This window comes from uncultured Tateyamaria sp. (assembly GCF_947503045.1).
Classification (GTDB): domain Bacteria; phylum Pseudomonadota; class Alphaproteobacteria; order Rhodobacterales; family Rhodobacteraceae; genus Tateyamaria.
In genome coordinates this window covers 700,170-718,595 of sequence record NZ_CANNCF010000002.1, presented here as the reverse complement: position 1 = coordinate 718,595, position 18,426 = coordinate 700,170, and the positions used below count along the sequence as shown (strand labels likewise).

Sequence of the window (18,426 nt, the reverse complement as noted above, 5' to 3'; positions counted from 1 at the left end):
AAAAAAAATGAGTGACACAACTGCTCAGGCTGGATTTTCCGAACTTGTGGCTGGCGAACTGCCGTATCTGCGCCGCTATGCGCGGGCTTTGACAGGGTCTCAGGCGCGAGGTGATCAATATACCGTCGCCACGCTTGAGGCCATTTTGAAGGACAGATCGCCGTTCGAGAATGGCGATCCGGTCAAGGTGAACCTGTTCAAGTGTTTCCATTCGATTTGGGTGTCGTCGGGCCAGACCCTGACCGATCCCGAGGACGCTGTGCGCAGTCGCGCCCATGGGTTGCTGGCCAAGCTGACGGCCAATTCCCGCGAGGCGTTGTTGCTGCGCACGATCGAGGAGTTCAGCCCGACCAACGTCGCCAAGATCATGCAGACCGATGTCGAAGAGGTGCGCCAGCTGATCGCCACGGCGAACAAGGAACTGGCCAGCAGCGTGTCGGGTCGTGTGATGATCATCGAGGATGAACCGATCATTGCCGCCGACATTCAGGCCATTGTCACAAGCCTTGGCCATGAGGTGATCGGGGTTGCTCGCACCCATACCGAAGCCCTCGCCCTTGGCAAAGAGCACAACCCCGACCTGATCCTTGCCGACATCCAACTGGCCGACAATTCGTCCGGCATTGATGCGGTCAATGACCTGCTGGAGCTGATGGACGTGCCGGTGATCTTCATCACGGCCTTCCCCGAACGTCTGTTGACCGGCGACCGGCCGGAACCCGCGTTCCTGATTTCGAAACCTTTCCAGGAGGCGCAGGTGCTGTCCGCTGTCAGTCAGGCGATGTTCTTTGCATCAACCGCGACCCTGAAATGAAAAAACGCCCGGCGCGGTGATCCTGCGCCGGGCGTTTTCCTTGCCCACCTCATGTGCGATCAGATCAACTGCGCAACACGCGCAGGATCAGGGTGCCGACAAACAGCACCAGAAAGACGACAAACAGGATCTGCGCGATCCCTGCCGATGCAGAGGCGATGCCGCCAAAACCGAACAGTGCCGCGATCAGTGCGACAACCAGAAATACGAGTGCGTAATGCAACATTGTGTTTCTCCTACTGAGTACATTGTGCGACCGGGATGCCGCTCCATTCTGGGGAACCAACGGCAGAGCGGCGTGGAGGTTCCAATTATTTTCCAGAGAAATTTTGGAACCCTGCCGACATCCGCGTGTTGTGTGGGCAGACGCAATTCAAGGAGATCGACAATGACAAGCTCACTGCAAAAGCTGAAACCCCAACCCAATGCTGCCGATCTTTCCGAGCAGGTCGAAACCCTGCGCAACGATCTGGCAACCCTCACCCAGACCATTGCCGAAATGGGCAAGGCCAAGGGTGACGAGACCGTTCATAAGGCCAAATCCAAAGTGTCGGATGTCCGCGACCATGCTGCCGATGTGGCCGAGACCGCGCGTCTGCAGGCCATGGAACTGCAGGACAAGGCGGATTCTTTCATCAAGAACCAACCAGCCACAGCCATGGGTATCGCTGCGGGCGTCGGTTTTCTGGTCGGCTTTCTCGGGTCGCGGAAATAACTGATGTTCGGCATTGAAAAGAAAGTGGCGCAGACCGCCAAGCGCGCAGGCCTCCTATCAGGGGGCCTGCTGCTGTGCAGTGTCGGCGTCGGATTTTTGACCGTTGCGGGCTGGTTTGCGCTGGTGCCTTTGCTGGGCACTCAGAACACCGCCCTGATCTTGGCCGGGGTCTATGTGGGCATCGGGCTGATCATGATCGGTGTGGGATCGCACCGCTCTGCGCGCAGGTCTGACGCATCAATGGCGCGGACGCAGGCGCAAGCAGCCACCGCGCCGCCCATTGTCGAGGCATTCATGTATGGCCTGCAGGCCGGGGCACGGGCAGATCAGGCGCGGCATTCGCCAGCGCATCAAGGATCGTCGTCATTGTAAACGGCACCTCAAGCAGCGTTGAAGGCACCGCATCAGTTGCGGGCTTTCCGACACTCACGATCCGTCCGCCCGCCGCTAAAATTGCGCGCGTCACCTCGGGTGCGAGGTCGGGCAAGAGCGCCCCGTTCACAAAGAATGATGCAGAGGCGGCCAGCGTTTCGAACAGCTGAGTGATCTCTGCAGTGGACGCGCAGGCGGTGACAGACCCTGCCGGGAAACTGTGTTCAAGCGTGCCGACCAGATCCATCCGAACAACGGGATCGGGTTCGACAATAACAAAGCTCAAGTTCACGCAGGGCCCTCCAGACCAACAAAACCTGATATTAGTAGGCGTCCGGCATCTGCGCATTAATCTATGACATAGCTGGGAGAAATAAAGTGGCGACGAAATGTGAGAATTGCCCCCTCAGGCAACATGATGTGTTCGAGGACATGTCCCCCGAAGACGTCCGGTTCATGCAGCGTTTCAAGGTGGGGGAAATGGCCGTCGATCCCGGCACGCCGATCCTGATGGAAGGGTCAAACAGCCCGCAACTCTACACTGTGCTGAATGGCATGGGCCTGCGCTACAAGATGCTGGCGAATGGGCGCCGTCAGGTGGTCAGCCTGATCTTTCCGGGTGACTTTGTCGGTCTGCAGGCCGGGATCATGGGCGAGATGGGGCATTCGGTCGAGGCGACAACCAAGATGACGCTGTGCGTCTTTGACCGCTCTGAAATCTGGAAATTCTTCAAAGAACGCCCCGAACGCGCGTTTTCCCTGACGTGGCTTGCGGCGGTCGAAGAGCACTTTCTGGGTGAAACCCTGTCGACACTGGGTCAACGCACGGCCATCCAGTCGCTGGCCTGGGCCTTGGTGCGGGTGTTCGTGCGGGGGCGTAGCCTTGGGCTGGTGCACAATGGCGCCATGAGCTTTCCGTTCAAACAGCAGGACATTGCCGATGCACTCGGCCTGTCCCTTGTGCACACCAACAAGACGCTGGCCGCCCTCAAGAAAAAGCAATTGGCGCATTGGTCGGAGGGATCGTTACGGGTCAGTGACCTGCAGGGGTTGGCTGACATCGCGATGATCGACGATTTGTCCCCGGCACGGCGGCCCATCCTGTGACGTGGGCAGTGCCAACCTTGTGATGTCGAAAACGGTCTGAAATCCCCGTTCTCGCAGGCCTTTCCCGTCTCTGTTCTTGCAATCATGGAAAAGATACGGGAGAATTTTTCGCGCGCGTCAAAAAATGCCACCCGAATCCGGATATGGTGGCGCTTGCGGAACAGTAAAGGGGTTGTCCTGTGCAGGACCACAAGAAACGTATCGACACGATGGAAGAGCTGGCCGTGGCCATCGGCGTATCCCGACCAACGCTGTCGCGGTATTTTCAGGACCCCGAGCGTGTCAGCCGGACGTCCCGTGACCGGATTGCGCAGGGCCTTGAACGTGTCGAATACGTTCCGAACTTTTTCGCCACGCGGCTGAACCGGAAGTCTACGGGCATGATCGGGGTGATCATTCCCTACCTGAACGATCTGTTTTTCACCAAGCTGCTCGAGGCGATCGAACGTGCCGCGATGGAGGCCGGATTTACTGTCATCACGCAATGCTCACATTCCGATCCGTTGATCGAGGCGCGTGCGGCGGAGACCTTTATGTCGATGAGTGTCGATGGCGCGCTTGTTTCGCCGCTTGGCAACCACAGTGACCTCAAGGCCTATGATCGCCTGCGGTCCCGCCTGCCCACTATGCTGTTCGATTCCCGGCCCAAGAACATGCCAGATGTCGATTTTGTCGGCACCAACCATGTGCAAAGCACGGGCCTTGCCACCGAATACCTCAGCCGTGTGGGCGCGCCGCCGGTGTTTCTGGCCATGCCCCGCGTGAACTTTAACGCGATGGAGCGCGAGCACGCCTACATCGCCAAAATGGAAGAGCTGGGTCACGAGCCAAAGATCATCGGCACGGAGATGATTCAGGACAATGGGTTGTTTGAGGCCCACGGTCAGGCGGTGTTGGATCGCGAATTCGCCGCCGGGCGCTTGCTGGAGTCCTCGATCCTGTGTGTGAACGACCGTGTGGCCATTGGCGCTCTGCGCGCCGCCGCCTCGCATGGGCTGGAGCCGGGTAGCAAACGTGTGGGCGGCTTGCGGATCATGGGGCATGACGACTATCCGCTGTGTCCCTACACCGTGCCCAGCCTGACGACAGTGGCGCAAAACGTGGACGAGATCGGGCGCACTGCCGTGTCACGTCTGGTCGGCGCGATCCAGGCCAAGAAAAGCCCCGACGAGCAATTCGTCCGGTTGCTGGATGGAGAGATCAAGGTGCGTGAATCCGCGTGATGGAGTATGCTGGCAACAGGGGCTGAGCGCGCGTCAATTTGACGATGCCCGGCGCCCTATTCCGCCATCTGCCGGTCGACCTGCTGTTCCTCGTTGATCATGGCCTGCAACTGGCGGCGAAACCGCAATTGCCCCCCATCAATGGGCAAGTCGATATGGGGCGAGGTCTTGTTGGCCATGCCCTTTTGCACTTCGTTCAGCACGGCGCGGTCCTCTTCAAAGGCATGCTGGACGTCCTCGGACATCATCTGTGACAGGGCGGCGTCATTGGGGCGGATGTTGCGCAGCTGGAACCAGTAATAGCGCGTCTGGGAGTCGGTCACCGGCGTCATGAAGTTGTAGCTGTCCATGATGAATGTCTGGTCATGCAGCGGCCCGTCCGACCCGCCGGTGCCTGCAGGCGTGAACACCGCCTTGATCAGCGCATGGCTGGGATAGCGCACCTCGTAGTGCTGCAGGCGGTCGCAGTTGCCCGCGAATTCCACCACCTTTTTGTAGAACGGGGCCGGTTCGTGATCCATCATCCAGCGGTGCACGATCACGCCGTTCTCGGTCTTGGTCACGCGCAGGGGCGTGTCCTTGGTGGCGTCCGTGGCAAAGCTGCTTTGGTGGACCCAGGCCACGTGGGTGGGATCCAGCAGGTTGTCGCACATGAGCAGGTAGTTGCACTCCAGCTCCATCGCGGCACCGCGATTGATGCCCCATGCGGGGTTGTCGTAGTTTTCGATCTCGCAGATGTCGTGGGGATCGGCCAGTGCGGGGTTGCCCATCCAGATCCAGACCAGTCCGTATTTCTCGTGCAGCGGATAGGCATGCACGCGCGCCTCGGACGGGATGCGCCCGGTGCCCGGTGCCCAGACGCATTGGCCCGCGCAATCAAAGGTCAGCCCGTGATAGCCGCATTCGACCGTGTCCCCCTTGATCCGCCCTTTGGACAGCGGCAGCTTGCGGTGTGGGCAGGCGTCCTCGAGCCCGACCAACTCGCCGCTTTCGATACGAAAGATGCAGATCTTTTCGCCCAGTACAGTGATCTGTTGCAGATCGCGCGTGATCTCGTGATCCCATGCGGCGACGTACCAGGCGTTTTTCAGAAACATGATTTACCTCGACAGAATGCCGGGCAGGTTTAACCCCTGTTCGCGTGCACAATCCAGAGCCGTGTCATATCCTGCATCTGCGTGGCGCATCACACCTGTGGCAGGATCGTTCCAAAGCACGTTGGCGATGCGCCGATCTGCGTCCTCTGTGCCGTCACAGCAGATCACCATGCCGGAGTGCTGGGAAAAGCCCATGCCGACCCCGCCGCCGTGATGCAGCGACACCCATGTGGCCCCCGAGGCGACGTTCAGCATCGCGTTGAGCAGCGGCCAGTCTGAGACCGCGTCCGAGCCGTCCTTCATCGCCTCGGTCTCGCGGTTGGGCGAGGCGACGGAGCCGGAATCCAGGTGGTCGCGTCCGATCACGACCGGAGCGGAAAGTTCTCCGGTTCGCACCATTTCGTTAAGGGCGAGGCCCAGCTTGTGCCGCACGCCCAGCCCGACCCAGCAGATGCGTGCGGGCAAGCCCTGAAACGCGATCCGTTCGCGCGCCATGTCCAGCCAGTTGTGCAGGTGCGGGTCGTCTACCAGTTCCTTGACCTTGGCATCGGTCTTGTAGATGTCCTCGGGATCGCCGGACAGGGCGCACCACCGGAACGGCCCGATGCCACGGCAAAACAGCGGGCGGATATAGGCGGGCACAAAACCGGGGAAGGCAAAGGCGTTTTCTAGCCCTTCTTCTTGTGCGACCTGCCGGATGTTGTTGCCGTAATCGAGCGTGGGCACGCCCGCGTTCCAGAAATCGACCATCGCGGCGACCTGCACTTTCATCGACGCCCTTGCCGCTTTTTCAACAGCCTTGGGATCGCTTTCCTGCCTGACGCGCCATTCGGCGACGCTCCACCCCTGCGGTAGGTAGCCGTGGATCGGATCGTGGGCCGAGGTCTGGTCGGTCACGATATCCGGTCTGATCCCGCGTTTGACCAGCTCGGGAAAGACATCCGCCGCATTGCCGATCAGCGCGACGGATTTGGCCTCACCCGCCTTGGTCCACGCGTCAATCATCGACAGGGCGGTGTCCAGATCATGCGTCTTTTCGTCCACATAGCGGGTGCGCAGTCGGAAATCGGCACGGGTCTCGTCACATTCCACCGTCAAACAGCAGGCCCTGGCCATCACTGCCGCCAGCGGCTGAGCACCGCCCATGCCACCTAGTCCCCCGGTCAGGATCCAGCGCCCCGTCAGGTTGCCATCATAGTGCTGGCGGCCCGCCTCCATGAACGTCTCGTAGGTGCCCTGCACGATTCCCTGGGTGCCAATATAGATCCACGACCCGGCGGTCATCTGGCCGTACATCGCCAGCCCGCGCTTATCGAGTTCGTTGAAGTGATCCCACGTCGCCCAATGTGGCACGAGGTTGGAATTGGCGATCAGCACGCGCGGCGCGTCCTTGTGGGTGTTGAACACGCCGACGGGCTTGCCCGATTGCACCAGCAGGGTTTGCGTGTCCTCCAGCGTCTTGAGGGTGGCCACGATGGCATCGAAATCCTCCCACGTCCGCGCCGCACGCCCGATCCCGCCATAGACCACCAACTCGTGCGGGTTCTCGGCCACGTCCGGATGCAGGTTGTTCATGAGCATCCGCATGGGCGCTTCGGTCAGCCAGCTTTTGGCGGTGATTTCGGGGCCGGTCGGGGGAAACACGTCGCGGATATTGTGGCGCGGGTTGGTCATTGGGGCGCTCCTGCGATTGGGACGAGGGTGGCGAGTGTCGACAGAATGTGGGCGAGATGCGGGCGCAGCCGCGCGGCCTTGGTTTCGTCATAGGCCCATGGGGCGGATTGCGTGGCGAGGTAGGTGGACTGTGCGAGTTCCAGCTGGATTGCATGGACGTTTTGGTTCGGTCGGCCATAGTGGCGCGTCGTCCAGCCGCCCTTGAACCGGCCGTTCAGGACGGTGCTGAAGCCTTGGGCGTTCCGGCAGATTTCATGTACGGCCCGTTCGATCCGGGGCGCGCAGGTTTTGCCCTGATCCGTGCCGATGTTGAAATCAGGCAGGGTACCGTCAAACAGGTACGAAATACGAGAGCGTATGGAGTGGCAATCAAACAGGATTGCGTGACCATGCAGATCGCGCACCCGCGTGATTTCTGCGCGGATGGCTGCGTGATAGGGCGCGTGAAAGGCCGTGCGCCGCCCGGCGATATCCGCGTCGGTTGGAGGCGTATTCCAGATGTCCTGCCCGCCGAAGTTGGTCAGTGGTACCAGGGCTGTCGTGTTCTGCCCGGGATAGAGGCTTGCACCGTCAGGGTCGCGATTTGCGTCGATCACGTAACGATGAAACTTCGCCCGCACAGTCGTGGCATCGGGCAGCAGGTCCGCATAGAGGCGGTCGATATGCCAGTCCGTATCCGCGAGCGCCGTTCCGTTTGCGTTGAGGTTGGCGCCGATGTCAGGCGGAACATACGTGCCCGCATGTGGCAGGCCGAGAATGATCGGACTATTGCCCCGGGATACTGTCACAGGGGTCATGCGGCCTCCCCTTTGATAAATCCCGGCAAGTCCACCGCACCGCATAGCGCGCCTGTGCGCACCATCTGTGCGGCAGCTTCGATACTGGGGGCCAAATAGCGATCCTCGGTGATCTGGGGCACCTCTCGGCGCAGCACGGCGATGACGGACTGCAGGGGTGCGCTGGTCTGCAAAGGCGCGCGAAAGGCGATGCCCTGGGCGGCGCAAATTGCCTCGACCCCGAGGATCACGTTGAGATTCGCGTTCATTCGCACCAACCGTCGCGCGGCGTGGGCCGCCATGCTCACGTGGTCCTCTTGATTGGCAGAGGTGGGCGTGCTGTCAGTGGTGCACGGGTTGGCCAGATGCTTGTTCTCGCTCATCAGCGCGGCGGTGGTGACTTCGGCGATCATCAGGCCGGAGTTGAGGCCGGGATTGGGCGTCAGAAACGGGGGCAGGTCGAAGGACAGGGTCGGGTCGACCATGAGCGCCACACGGCGCTGGGCGATGGCCCCGATCTCGGACATCGCGATGGCGATCTGGTCGGCGGCAAAGCCGACGGGTTCGGCATGAAAATTACCGCCCGAGACGATCAGGTCGTCATCCACCAGCACCAGAGGGTTGTCCGTGACGGCGTTGGCCTCGATCTCAAGCGTTCGCGCTGCAAAGTGGAGCAGGTCCATCGTCGCGCCGGTGACTTGCGGCTGACAGCGGATGCAATAGGGGTCCTGCACGCGCGTGTCGCCGTCGCGGTGACTGTCGCGGATGTCCGAGCCTTGCATGAGGGCGCGTTGCGCGCGGGCGACCTCGATCTGCCCGGCATGGCCGCGGAGGGTGTGAATGGCGTCCTGCAGCGGAGCGGTCGAGCCCATGATCGCGTCTGTGGACATCGCGCCCGTCACCACGGCTGTCGCTGCGTTTGTCCAGGCGCCCCACAGCCCGACCAGCGCACAGGCGGTCGAAAACTGGGTGCCATTGATCAGGGCAAGGCCCTCTTTTGGGCCGAGCACTATCGGTGTCAGACCCGCCTTTGCCAGTGCATCGCTTGCAGGTTGCCGGACCCCGTCATAGACCGCTTCGCCCTCGCCCATCATCGCTGCAGCCATATGCGCCAGCGGGGCAAGGTCACCCGATGCGCCAACAGACCCTTGCGACGGGATGACAGGCATGACGCGTTTGGCGAGCATCGCCTCAAGCAGTTGAACGGTGCCCATGGCGACGCCAGAGGCGCCACGCCCCAGAGACAGCAGCTTGAGCGACATCATCAGCCGTGTGGTGGCCGGATCGAGCGGTTCGCCCACGCCGCAGCAATGGGACAGGATGAGGTTGCGCTGCAATTGTGCAACGTCATCTGGCGCGATCTTGACGCTGGCAAGTTTGCCGAAGCCCGTGTTGATGCCATAAACTGCCTGATCTCCGGCGGCCGCGCGCGCCACTGCGGCGGCTGCGGCATGAATGCCCGGATGGGCAGAGGTGTCGAGAGTCACAGGCCCGTGCCCCGACCAGATCTCGCGCAATTGCGCGAGCGTGGCGGACCCAGGCATGAGGATCATAACACACCCCCATACACACGCGCATGGAGCGGGTTGAAGCCGATCCGATAGCAAAGCTCGGCAGGTTCAGAGACGTTCCAGATGCATAGATCAGCGCGTGATCCGGGTGTAATCCGCCCGCGATCCGCCATTCCCAGCGCCTTGGCCGCGTTGGCTGTGGTGCCCAGCAGTGCCTCAAGCGGGGTCATGCGAAACAGCGTGCAGCCCATGTTCATCGCCAACAGCAGCGAGGTCAACGGCGATGAGCCAGGGTTGCAATCTGTCGCCAGCGCCATCGGCACGCCATGGTTGCGGAATGCGGCAACTGGCGGGGTCTGGGTTTCGCGCAAGGTGTAGAATGCGCCCGGCAGCAGCACGGCAACGGTGCCGGAGGCGGCCAACGCACGCGCGTCGTCTTCATTCGCGTATTCGACGTGATCCGCGCTGAGGGCGCCATAGCGGGCGGCCAGCTGGGTCCCGCCGATATTGGAGAGTTGTTCGGCATGCAGCTTGACCGGTAGGCCCAACCCGGACGCCGCATCGAACACCCGCGCGATTTGCGCCGTGTCAAAGGCGATGCCTTCGCAGAACCCATCGACGGCATCCACGAGTCCTTCCGCATGGGCGGCGCGCAGGGTGGGGATACAGACGGAGTCGATGTAAGCATCTGCGTTGCCTGAGAATTCTGGCGGCACCGCATGTGCGCCCAAAAAGCTGGTGCGCACGGCGATGGGACGCGCTTCTGCAATGCGGCGGGCCACGCGCAGCATTTTGAGTTCTGTGTCGAGGTCGAGGCCATAGCCTGATTTGACCTCGATCAGCGTGACACCTTCGGCGATCAATGCGTCCACGCGGGTCAGCGCATCGGCCAAAAGGGCATCAGCCGAGGCGGTTCGGGTCGCGCGCACGGTGGAAACGATGCCGCCGCCCGCCTTTGCGACGTCGGCGTACGTCGCGCCATTGAGCCGCTGTTCGAACTCGGCCGCGCGGTTGCCGCCAAACACGACATGGGTGTGGCAGTCGATCAGCGCGGGCGTCAGGAGTCGCCCGCCTAGGTCATGGACCATGCGATTGGTGTAGTCCTCTGGCACGTCCGCCATGGGCCCGACCCACGCAATGGTATCAGCCTCGACCACCACCGCGCCCGCGTCGATCACCCCAAAGGCGTCATTTGTGCGCAGCGTTGCGACTCTGGCATTGGTCAAAAGCACGGGCACGACTCACTTGCGATAAATCCACGTTAATGTTTTTATGTGCGTACATAATAATCTGTCAAGCGAGGCGGTGATGCAAAGCATATGGGCCAAAACGGCGCTGCTGCCGGAAGGCTGGGCCAAAGAGGTGCGCGTGGACGTGGCCGACAATGGGCGCATCATCTTGGTGGAAACAGGCGCGGCACGGCAAGGGACAACGGTGCCGTGCCTCTTGCCCGCCCCGGTTAATGTGCACAGCCACGCCTTTCAACGCGCCATGGCGGGGCGGACCGAACGGCGTGGGCCGAAACCGACCGACAGTTTCTGGACTTGGCGGCAGTTGATGTTCAGATTTCTCGACCGCCTGACTCCGGATCATATCGAGGCGATCACAGCGCTGGTACAGATGGAGATGCTGGAGGCGGGCTACGCCACCAATGCCGAGTTCCATTATTTGCATCACGCGACCGGGGGTATGCCTTACGACGATATTGCCGAGACCTCTGCCCGTATCTGCGCCGCCGCGGCACAGACCGGCATCGGGCTATGCCTGTTGCCCGTGCACTACGAGTTTGGCGGATGTGACAGGCGCGGCTTGGGTGCGGGGCAAATCCGGTTTGGCAATGATCTGGAGCGGTTTCAGCGGCTGCATGAAGGGGCGGCACGCTGTATTGCGCGACTGCCGGATGATGCCGGGATCGGGGTCGCGCCGCATTCTTTGCGTGCGGTTGGTGCGTCGGATTTGGCAGCTTATGCAGAGCTGTTTCCGTCCGGCCCCATCCACATGCATCTGGGTGAACAGCGCGCCGAGGTTCAGGAGGTGCAACAGCATTGGAACGCGCGGCCTGTCACATGGGCGCTCGACAATATGGACCTGTCAGACCGCTGGTGTCTGATCCATTGCACGCAGATGACGCCTGACGAAACCGTTCGACTGGCCCGAACCGGCGCGGTGGCGGGCCTGTGTCCGATTACTGAAAGCAGTCTGGGGGATGGCATCTTTGATGCGGTGCGTTGGTGTGATGCGGGTGGTGCCTTTGCCATCGGGTCTGACAGCAACATCCGCATCTCTCTGAGTGAAGAGCTGCGCACGCTCGACTATTCCCAACGTCTGCGTGACGGCACCCGCGCGGCCCTTGCAACGACAAATAAATCTACCGGGCGACGGTTGTTTGACGGGATGGTGCAAGGCGGGGCGCAGGCGACGGGTCGGTTGACAGGACGGATCGAGACCGGGCATTGGGCGGACATGATGACGCTTGATACCGACTCTGAGCACCTGTGGGGGCGCACGCAGGATGCGCTGCTGGATTCCTGGATTTTTGCCGGCGATGATCGCCTTGTCCGGGATGTGTGGGCTGCGGGGCGGCATGTGGTGCAGGACGGCGCGCATCACAGGCGCGCCGAGATCGTCGCGACTTACAAGCGCACGATCGATATGTTGAAGGATGCGCTGTGAATTCGCCCGTGTTCCGGAATTGGCAATCTGTGCAGGACGAAGTGTTGCGTCGCATACGGACGCGTGTGTGGAAGCCGGGCGATCTGATCCCGAACGAGGCGGATCTGGCCGAGGAATTCGGCTGTGCCCGCTCGACCGTGAACCGAGCATTGCGCGCGGTGGCCGAGGCAGGGTTGCTGGATCGCAAGCGCAAGGCGGGCACCCGGGTGGCGGCCCAGCCTGTTGCCAAGGCCACGCTGAGCATTGCGGTCATTCGCCGCGAGGTCGAGGAGCGGTGCCGCAAGTACAGCTATCAGCGCATCACCCGCGCTGAATGTGTACCGCCGCTGGATGTGAGTGCGGCCATGCGGACGCCTGCTGCGACAACATTGCTGTATGTCCGCGCGTTGCATCTTGCCGATGACACGCCCTATGCGCTGGAAAGCCGCTGGATCAACACGGACGTTGTTCCGGGTGCATTGCAAGAGCCGTTTCAGGACATCAGTGCCAATGAATGGCTGCTACAGCATGCGCCCTACACGGACGGCGAGATTTCGTTTTCCGCTGTTGCGGCGAGTACGGGAGACGCGCAGGCGCTCGGATGTGCAGAAGGCAGTGCGCTGTTTGCGATTGATCGGCTGACCTGGGATGCGGATCGGTCGGTCACCAAAGTGCGCTTGCTGTTTGCGCCAGGCCACCAGATGCGGACGGTGCTTTAGGTTTGATCCGTCAGCTTTCCGGCGCGCAACCCCCGGCCTCGGTACGGGTTGCGATGTAGCGGTCCAGCGCGTCAAGCCGGTCGTCGCGCTCAACGGGCGGGACAAAGTCGCGCAGGATACCTTGCCAGATGCCGGTTGCACGGGTGGTGGCGTCAATGCTGCCGCGTTCCTCCCACGTGCCGATATTGGCGAAATCTGCGACGAGCGGTTCGTAGAATTCGGTCTGGTAGCGCTCCATCGTGTGTGCGGCACCAAAGAAGTGTCCGCCGGGCTGCACTTCTTCGAGTGCCTCCAGTGCGATTTCGGCCTCGTCTGCCGGAGTGGACAGGCACAACTCGGCCATCATCTGCAGCACTTCGACATCGGTGATCAGCTTTTCATAGGACACCGTCAGCCCGCCTTCGAGCCAACCGGCGGCGTGTAACGTCACCGTGGCCCCGGCCAACAGGCAGCCCCATGTGCCGAACTGCGTTTCGTTGGCGGCCTGCACATCGCCGAGGTTTGCCGCCGAGCCAGAGGCGCAGCGCCAAGGCAGGCCAATATGGCGCGCGAGTTGGCCGGCAGCCAGCGAGGCCTTGAAATGCTCGGGCGTGCCAAAGATCGGCGCGCCGGATTTCATGTCCACATTCGAGGTGAAGGTGCCATAGCAGACCGGCGCGCCGGGTTTGATCAACTGGCCCAGAGTGATGGCGGCCAGCGCCTCGGCATGGGACAGGGTCATGGCCCCGGCCACGGTGATCGGGGCCATCGCGCCCATCAGGGTGAAGGGTGTAATTATCGCCATCTGCCCGGCGCGCGCGAAATCCATCACCCCCTGGGCCATCGGTATGTCCAACTGGCGCGGAGAGTTGGTGTTGATGATCGTGTAGCAATGGGATTGCGCGGCGAAATCCGCATCCGAAATCCCACGCGCGATCTGCAGCATCTCGAAGGATTCACGTACCTGTCCGGCGCCACGTGCGTAGATGAAGGGGACCTTGTCCGTCAGTTCCATCTGCCCTTTCGTCATTGCGTAGTGGCGCAGGTGCATGGGCACATCCTGCGGTTCGACCAGCGGCGGGATCATGTGCAGCACATCGAAATGCTGGGTCAGGGTGATCAGTTCGCGAAAGTCCTGTTCGGTGCCGGGTCGCCGCCCGCGCGTCAGGTCGGTGGCATGCGGACAGCCAGCACCCGGCTGAAATATCATGGAGCCGAGTTCCATGGTCAGGTTCCGCCCCGGGTCCCCTGCGATGAGCGGGAAGGATTTGGGAGCGGCCGCTAGGGCGGCCTCAACCATCTCGCGTTCGATATGGACCATCTGGGTGGCCTCATCGACCCGCGCGCCACCTGCCGTGAAGGCTCTGCGTGCCTCGGCGTGCAGCACCTTGATGCCCAACCGTTCCAGCACATCCAGGCTGGCGTCGTGGATGGCAGCGACCCGGTCGTCCGAAAAGACACCCATCGGCGGGAACGGATTGCGCAAAGAGCGATAGTCGGTCGTGCGGACCTTGCTGGGCGGCGCACCGCGTCCACGTCGTTTGGGGCGCGTGCTCATCCCCGCATGGCTTTGCCGGTTGGATCGTAGGGGGAGGCGGCGATGACCTTGACGCTGCGTTCGGCGCCGACGATGTGCACGGTCAGGTCTGTGTCTTCGCCGCTGTATTCAGCTTTTACCAGCGCCATGGCCAACGATTTGCCGACCGTGTGTCCGTAGCCACCCGAGGTGACAAAGCCGACCTTTTCGCCGTCTTTCCAGATCGGTTCGTAACCGGATGCATCAGCGCCATTGGCGTCGACTTGGAGCGTGACCTGCCGTTGGGCAGGGCCGTTGCCATCACGTTCGGCGAGGGCCGCAGCCTTGCCGACGAAAGCCTTGTCCCAATCAACCCAGCGGTCCATGCCTGTCATGCCGGGGGTGTAGCCTTGGGTGAATTCCGCTGACCAGATGCCAAAGGATTTTTCGAGGCGTAGGGACAGAAGGGCGTTGAACCCGTATTCAACCATTCCCTCGTCCGCGCCTGCAGCCAGCAGGGTGTTGCGCAGGGCAATGTGATCGCCCATACGGCAATGTATCTCGTAGCCTAACTCGCCTGCGACGGAAAGACGCCCGACACGGCAGCGCAGCATGCCGATGTCGAATTCGCCGCAGCCCATGAAGGGCAGATCGCTCACCGGTCCGTCCGTCAGTTTGTCGATCACGGCGCGGGATTTGGGGCCCGCCAGGGAAAAGCCTGCCATTTCCTCACCCAGATCGCGCAGATTGACCCCGCCCATCATGTGATCGGCGAACCAGCGCAAATGCCAGGAACGCAGGTAATAGCTGCCCATGATCCACCATATGCCGTCGCCCCAATTGAAGACGGTAAGGTCCCCCTTGAGCCGCCCGTCCTCGCCCAGCATCGGGGCAAGGCGCGCGCGGCCCGGTTTGGGCAGGCGCGAGGCCATGATGTGATCGAGCCAGACTTCGGCATTCTCACCCGTCACTTCGAAGCGGGAAAAGCCGGTGATGTCGAGCAGACCGACCTTGTTACGCACCGCCGCGCATTCGGCGGCCACGATGTCAAAGGCGTTCGAACGTTTGAGCGAGGGCGTTTCCTTAAACCCCTCGGGCGCGAAATATAGTGGCACCTCCAGATCCCAGCTTTGCCCCCAGTGGCAGCCTGCAGCCGTCATGTCGGAATGGGCGGGCGCGGTTTTCAGCGGGCGGCCTGCGGGCAATTGCTCGTTTGGATAGGTCATCACGAAACGGCGGGAATAGAACTGGCCGGTGGTTTCCTTGATGTATTGCTTGTTCTCGGCCCAGATGCCGTAGCGGGCGACATCCATGCCGTAGACATCGGCCTCCGGCTCGCCGTGGATCATCCATTCGGCAAGCGACTTGCCAACGCCACCACCCTGCAGAAACCCGGCCATGACCGCGCAGGCTGACCAGTATCCGTGCTTTCCCGGCACCGGGCCGACCAGCGGATTCCCGTCGGGCGAAAAGGTGAAAGCGCCGTTCACCCAAGTCTTGATGCCCACGTTTTCCAGCGCGGGATAGCGGCTGTAACCCATCATCAACTCGTGCTCGATCCGGTCGGTCTGTTCCTGAAACAGCTCCATCCCGTAATCCCAGGGCGCGCCATCCATGGCCCAGTGTTCAGTGTTCTGCTCGTAGATGCCGACCAGCAGGCCGTTCTGGTCCTGTCGGGTATAGGTGAACCCTTCGAGGTCCACGGTCATTGGGACTTCGAAATCCAGCTCGGCGAGTTCCGGGACTGTATCAGTAATAAAGTAGTGGTGTTTGAGTGGGGAGACCGGCAGTTCGATACCTGCCATACGGCCCACCTGTTTTGCCCAAAGACCAGCGGCGTTGACCACGTGTTCGCAACTGATCGTCCCTTTTTCTGTGACGACCTGCCAGCCTTGAAGGGTCTGATTCAGCTCCAGCACGCGGTTGTGTTCGATGACCGTGGCGCCGTGTTTTTTGGCTGCCCCAGCATAGGCATGCACCGTGCCGGTAGTGTCGATATACCCTTCGCGATCCGCCCACATGCCGCCCAGCAACCCGTCGCCCGACATGATGGGATTGAGTTCCACTGCCTCTTCGACGGTGACCAGACGGCAATCTTCGATCCCGATGGACTGGAACGTGCGATAGGCCGATTGCAGCCATTCCCACCGGTCGGATGTGCCGGCCATTGTCAGCCCGCCGGTCATGTGCAGGCCAATGTTCTGGCCGGATTCCTTTTCGATCTCGGACAGAAGGTCGATCGTGTACGCCTGCAATTGCGCGATGTTGGGGTCCGCGTTCAGCGCGTGAATACCACCCGCCGCGTGCCAGCTTGAGCCCGCCGTCAGGACCGAGCGTTCGATCAGGCACACATCGCTCCACCCCATCTTGGCCAGATGGTAGAGCACTGACGTACCCACCACGCCGCCCCCGATCACAACAACCCGGTACTGTGTTTTCATGACCGTCCTCACTCGCAGCATTTGTGGAAGGCTCTTGCATGTGTGCGGCCCTGTCCATTGGTTTCACGACACGGGGATGACAGCTTGCGACCCCCGCCTTGCTGGCGGCGGATCGGTTTTGGAACAAATTGCTTTGTAGATCACTGAACTATCGCCATGGTCGCAAGATCACGTTTCAAACAAGAGGGCGCGTCCCATGGCCAAGTCGAAAACCATCATCACCTGCGCGGTCACCGGATCGATCCACACGCCCACCATGTCCGACCACCTGCCGCTTTCGCAGAATGACATCGCCGAGCAGGCCATCGCAGCAGCAGAAGCGGGCGCATCGATCCTGCATCTGCACACCCGCGACCCGGAGGATTTTCGCCCCTCGGTTGATCCGGATCACTACGCGCCCATTCTGTCGCGGGTGAAACAATCAACCAATGCCGTGCTGAACATCACTACGGGCGGCGCTCCGACCATGCGGATATCCGAACGGATCGAGGCGGCCACGCGGTTCAGTCCTGAGATGTGCAGCCTCAACATGGGGTCGATGAACTTTGCCTTTCACGGGTTGGCGGATCGGTACGACACGTGGAAATACGACTGGGAAAAGGACTATATTCAGGGGTCAGAGGCGAACATCTTTCGCAACACCTTTGCCGATATCCGGCAGGCCGCCGAAACGCTGGGGCCCCATGACATCAAGTTCGAGCACGAGTGTTATGATGTCGGCCACCTCTACAATCTGAAACACTGCATGAAGATTGGCCTCTTCAAAGCGCCCGTGTTCATCCAGTTCATTTTCGGCATTCTTGGCGGGATTGGGCCAGAGGTGGACAACCTGATCTTTATGAAGCGCACGGCGGACCGTCTGTTTGGCGATGATTATCGTTGGTCGGTACTTGGGGCGGGCGGTGCGCAAATGCCCCTCGCCACGACTGCCAGCCAGATGGGTGGAAATGTGCGTGTGGGGCTTGAGGACAGCCTGTTCATCAATCGACGGGAGTTGGCCACCTCCAACGCGCAGCAGGTCGCCAAGATCCGACGTATCGTCGAGGATCTGGGCAATGAGGTCGCCACCCCCGACGAGGCCCGCGAGATATTGGCGTTGAAGGGCGGGGACCGGGTGGCGTTCTAGACCTGCCCGTCGAACTGCGGGGCGCAGGCAGCGTCGTGCAGCATTTGGATGAGGTGATAGATGCCAAAGACCGGTAACCCGGTCTGCGCCTGAACGGCGTGGGCATAGGGCTGAAGGTTGGTGCATTCAAAGACCAGCGCGGCGAGGTCGGGCACGTCCCGTTGCAGCGCCATACAGAGGTCAACCAACCCCCGTGATACGGCATCTGCATCCAGCGTGTTCGCTCCTCCGAGGATCGGGGCGTAAAAGGCGTCAACGCCTTCCATGCCGCGCAGATGGACCTCCCAATCCGGCGCAATGCCACTCGCGGCGAAATGGCGTTCCGACAGGTGCCCGGCGTGCGCGGTGATCACGCCCACGGGCCGCCCCCCAACCATCTGGCGCACGAGTGGCACCAGCGACAGGCTGGAGGCGACAAAGGGTACGGACAGCGCAGCAGCCATCTCGTCCTGTACCACGCTTAGAAAACCGCAAGAGGTTGTGATCGCGCGCACGCCCGAGGCCTCAAGCCTGCGCGCGCCATCGAGAAAGGCAGGTAGAATGGTACGCGCCCGGTCGCCTTTCGCCACCACCTCATCCGTGCTTGCTCCCTTCACCACATCAAAGCGGACCGGGAACGGGTAGGTCCGCGGATTGCCGACATCGCCGTGAATACGCTCAAACGCGGTGTCGAGCATCAGGATGCCGATGGCGGGCGGCTCCAC

At 61.6% G+C, this 18,426-nt stretch carries 18 protein-coding genes; 8 read left to right on the top strand and 10 right to left on the bottom strand.

Features of this window, described 5'->3' with window-relative positions; genetic code table 11:
* The first annotated feature begins 7 nt into the window (after positions 1-7).
* Positions 8-814, top strand: a complete 807-nt coding sequence (locus Q1A89_RS11950; RefSeq protein ID WP_299728048.1) for a response regulator — start codon at positions 8-10, stop codon at positions 812-814.
* A 64-nt stretch (positions 815-878) separates the two neighbouring features.
* On the opposite strand, the gene Q1A89_RS11945 is transcribed toward Q1A89_RS11950, so the two are convergent.
* Entirely contained in the window at positions 879-1,040 is a 162-nt protein-coding gene (locus tag Q1A89_RS11945; protein ID WP_299728045.1) for a DUF1328 domain-containing protein, read from the bottom strand.
* A 162-nt stretch (positions 1,041-1,202) separates the two neighbouring features.
* Here Q1A89_RS11945 and Q1A89_RS11940 point away from each other — a divergent pair, with 162 nt between their 5' ends.
* Together Q1A89_RS11940 and Q1A89_RS11935 are read left to right on the top strand one after the other, a co-directional pair.
* On the top strand, positions 1,203-1,529 hold the full coding sequence (locus tag Q1A89_RS11940) for a DUF883 domain-containing protein (RefSeq protein ID WP_299728043.1): 327 nt from the start codon (positions 1,203-1,205) through the stop codon (positions 1,527-1,529).
* 3 nt (positions 1,530-1,532) lie between these two features.
* Positions 1,533-1,901 carry a phage holin family protein gene (locus Q1A89_RS11935; protein WP_299728040.1) on the top strand — a complete coding sequence of 123 codons (369 nt, stop codon included), beginning with the start codon at positions 1,533-1,535 and terminating at the stop codon, positions 1,899-1,901.
* Here the strand turns inward: Q1A89_RS11935 and Q1A89_RS11930 are convergent.
* Positions 1,822-2,193 (bottom strand): hypothetical protein, encoded by a 372-nt coding sequence (locus Q1A89_RS11930; RefSeq protein WP_299728037.1) that lies wholly within the window; start codon positions 2,191-2,193, stop codon positions 1,822-1,824. The two genes, Q1A89_RS11935 and Q1A89_RS11930, sit on opposite strands and share 80 nt — an antisense overlap.
* A gap of 140 nt (positions 2,194-2,333) precedes the next feature.
* Here Q1A89_RS11930 and Q1A89_RS11925 point away from each other — a divergent pair, with 140 nt between their 5' ends.
* Positions 2,334-3,008 (top strand): Crp/Fnr family transcriptional regulator, encoded by a 675-nt coding sequence (locus Q1A89_RS11925; protein ID WP_299728034.1) that lies wholly within the window; start codon positions 2,334-2,336, stop codon positions 3,006-3,008.
* A gap of 179 nt (positions 3,009-3,187) precedes the next feature.
* Entirely contained in the window at positions 3,188-4,231 is a 1,044-nt protein-coding gene (locus Q1A89_RS11920) for a LacI family DNA-binding transcriptional regulator (protein ID WP_299728031.1), read from the top strand.
* 56 nt (positions 4,232-4,287) lie between these two features.
* Here Q1A89_RS11920 and Q1A89_RS11915 read toward each other — a convergent pair whose 3' ends face one another.
* From Q1A89_RS11915 to hutI, 5 genes are read right to left on the bottom strand one after another with little or no spacing between them, the layout of a single operon-like run.
* Entirely contained in the window at positions 4,288-5,328 is a 1,041-nt protein-coding gene (locus tag Q1A89_RS11915; RefSeq protein WP_299728028.1) for an aromatic ring-hydroxylating dioxygenase subunit alpha, read from the bottom strand.
* 3 nt (positions 5,329-5,331) lie between these two features.
* The gene (gene hutU, locus Q1A89_RS11910; RefSeq protein ID WP_299728025.1) at positions 5,332-7,002 is read right to left on the bottom strand and encodes a urocanate hydratase; all 1,671 of its coding nucleotides are present in this window, start codon (positions 7,000-7,002) and stop codon (positions 5,332-5,334) included.
* On the bottom strand, positions 6,999-7,799 hold the full coding sequence (gene hutG, locus Q1A89_RS11905) for an N-formylglutamate deformylase (protein WP_299728022.1): 801 nt from the start codon (positions 7,797-7,799) through the stop codon (positions 6,999-7,001). The genes hutU and hutG overlap by 4 nt, the downstream gene beginning before the upstream one ends.
* The gene (hutH, locus tag Q1A89_RS11900; protein ID WP_299728019.1) at positions 7,796-9,331 is read right to left on the bottom strand and encodes a histidine ammonia-lyase; all 1,536 of its coding nucleotides are present in this window, start codon (positions 9,329-9,331) and stop codon (positions 7,796-7,798) included. The genes hutG and hutH overlap by 4 nt, the downstream gene beginning before the upstream one ends.
* The gene (hutI, locus tag Q1A89_RS11895) at positions 9,328-10,521 is read right to left on the bottom strand and encodes an imidazolonepropionase (protein WP_299728016.1); all 1,194 of its coding nucleotides are present in this window, start codon (positions 10,519-10,521) and stop codon (positions 9,328-9,330) included. The genes hutH and hutI overlap by 4 nt, the downstream gene beginning before the upstream one ends.
* A 76-nt stretch (positions 10,522-10,597) precedes the next feature.
* Here hutI and Q1A89_RS11890 point away from each other — a divergent pair, with 76 nt between their 5' ends.
* Entirely contained in the window at positions 10,598-11,962 is a 1,365-nt protein-coding gene (locus tag Q1A89_RS11890) for a formimidoylglutamate deiminase (RefSeq protein WP_299728013.1), read from the top strand.
* Between the two features lie 8 nt (positions 11,963-11,970).
* Positions 11,971-12,660: a GntR family transcriptional regulator gene (locus Q1A89_RS11885; RefSeq protein ID WP_299728010.1), complete on the top strand. Its 690-nt coding sequence runs from the start codon at positions 11,971-11,973 to the stop codon at positions 12,658-12,660.
* Positions 12,661-12,670: 10 nt separating this feature from the next.
* Here Q1A89_RS11885 and Q1A89_RS11880 read toward each other — a convergent pair whose 3' ends face one another.
* Together Q1A89_RS11880 and Q1A89_RS11875 are read right to left on the bottom strand one after the other, a co-directional pair.
* Positions 12,671-14,197 carry a trimethylamine methyltransferase family protein gene (locus Q1A89_RS11880; protein WP_299728007.1) on the bottom strand — a complete coding sequence of 509 codons (1,527 nt, stop codon included), beginning with the start codon at positions 14,195-14,197 and terminating at the stop codon, positions 12,671-12,673.
* Positions 14,194-16,596, bottom strand: coding sequence for an FAD-dependent oxidoreductase (locus Q1A89_RS11875; RefSeq protein WP_299728004.1), 2,403 nt, complete (start codon positions 16,594-16,596; stop codon positions 14,194-14,196). Before Q1A89_RS11875 ends, Q1A89_RS11880 begins: the two co-directional genes overlap by 4 nt.
* Before the next feature lie 196 nt (positions 16,597-16,792).
* On the opposite strand from Q1A89_RS11875, the gene Q1A89_RS11870 reads away from it, so the two are divergent.
* Positions 16,793-17,722 carry a 3-keto-5-aminohexanoate cleavage protein gene (locus Q1A89_RS11870; RefSeq protein WP_299728001.1) on the top strand — a complete coding sequence of 310 codons (930 nt, stop codon included), beginning with the start codon at positions 16,793-16,795 and terminating at the stop codon, positions 17,720-17,722.
* Here the strand turns inward: Q1A89_RS11870 and Q1A89_RS11865 are convergent.
* Positions 17,719-18,426, bottom strand: coding sequence for an aspartate/glutamate racemase family protein (locus Q1A89_RS11865; RefSeq protein WP_299727998.1), 708 nt, complete (start codon positions 18,424-18,426; stop codon positions 17,719-17,721). The genes Q1A89_RS11870 and Q1A89_RS11865 overlap by 4 nt on opposite strands.

Bases quoted from the DNA above. Each gene is read 5' to 3' on its own strand.
- hutU (WP_299728025.1), bottom strand. From the start codon at position 7,002: ATGACCAACCCGCGCCACAATATCCGCGACGTGTTTCCCCCGACCGGC.
- Q1A89_RS11870 (WP_299728001.1), top strand. From the start codon at position 16,793: ATGGCCAAGTCGAAAACCATCATCACCTGCGCGGTCACCGGATCGATC.
- hutH (WP_299728019.1), bottom strand. From the start codon at position 9,331: ATGATCCTCATGCCTGGGTCCGCCACGCTCGCGCAATTGCGCGAGATC.
- Q1A89_RS11925 (WP_299728034.1), top strand. From the start codon at position 2,334: ATGTCCCCCGAAGACGTCCGGTTCATGCAGCGTTTCAAGGTGGGGGAA.
- hutG (WP_299728022.1), bottom strand. From the start codon at position 7,799: ATGACCCCTGTGACAGTATCCCGGGGCAATAGTCCGATCATTCTCGGC.
- Q1A89_RS11880 (WP_299728007.1), bottom strand. From the start codon at position 14,197: ATGAGCACGCGCCCCAAACGACGTGGACGCGGTGCGCCGCCCAGCAAG.
- Q1A89_RS11945 (WP_299728045.1), bottom strand. From the start codon at position 1,040: ATGTTGCATTACGCACTCGTATTTCTGGTTGTCGCACTGATCGCGGCA.
- Q1A89_RS11915 (WP_299728028.1), bottom strand. From the start codon at position 5,328: ATGTTTCTGAAAAACGCCTGGTACGTCGCCGCATGGGATCACGAGATC.
- Q1A89_RS11950 (WP_299728048.1), top strand. From the start codon at position 8: ATGAGTGACACAACTGCTCAGGCTGGATTTTCCGAACTTGTGGCTGGC.
- Q1A89_RS11940 (WP_299728043.1), top strand. From the start codon at position 1,203: ATGACAAGCTCACTGCAAAAGCTGAAACCCCAACCCAATGCTGCCGAT.
- Q1A89_RS11875 (WP_299728004.1), bottom strand. From the start codon at position 16,596: ATGAAAACACAGTACCGGGTTGTTGTGATCGGGGGCGGCGTGGTGGGT.
- Q1A89_RS11890 (WP_299728013.1), top strand. From the start codon at position 10,598: ATGCAAAGCATATGGGCCAAAACGGCGCTGCTGCCGGAAGGCTGGGCC.
- Q1A89_RS11935 (WP_299728040.1), top strand. From the start codon at position 1,533: ATGTTCGGCATTGAAAAGAAAGTGGCGCAGACCGCCAAGCGCGCAGGC.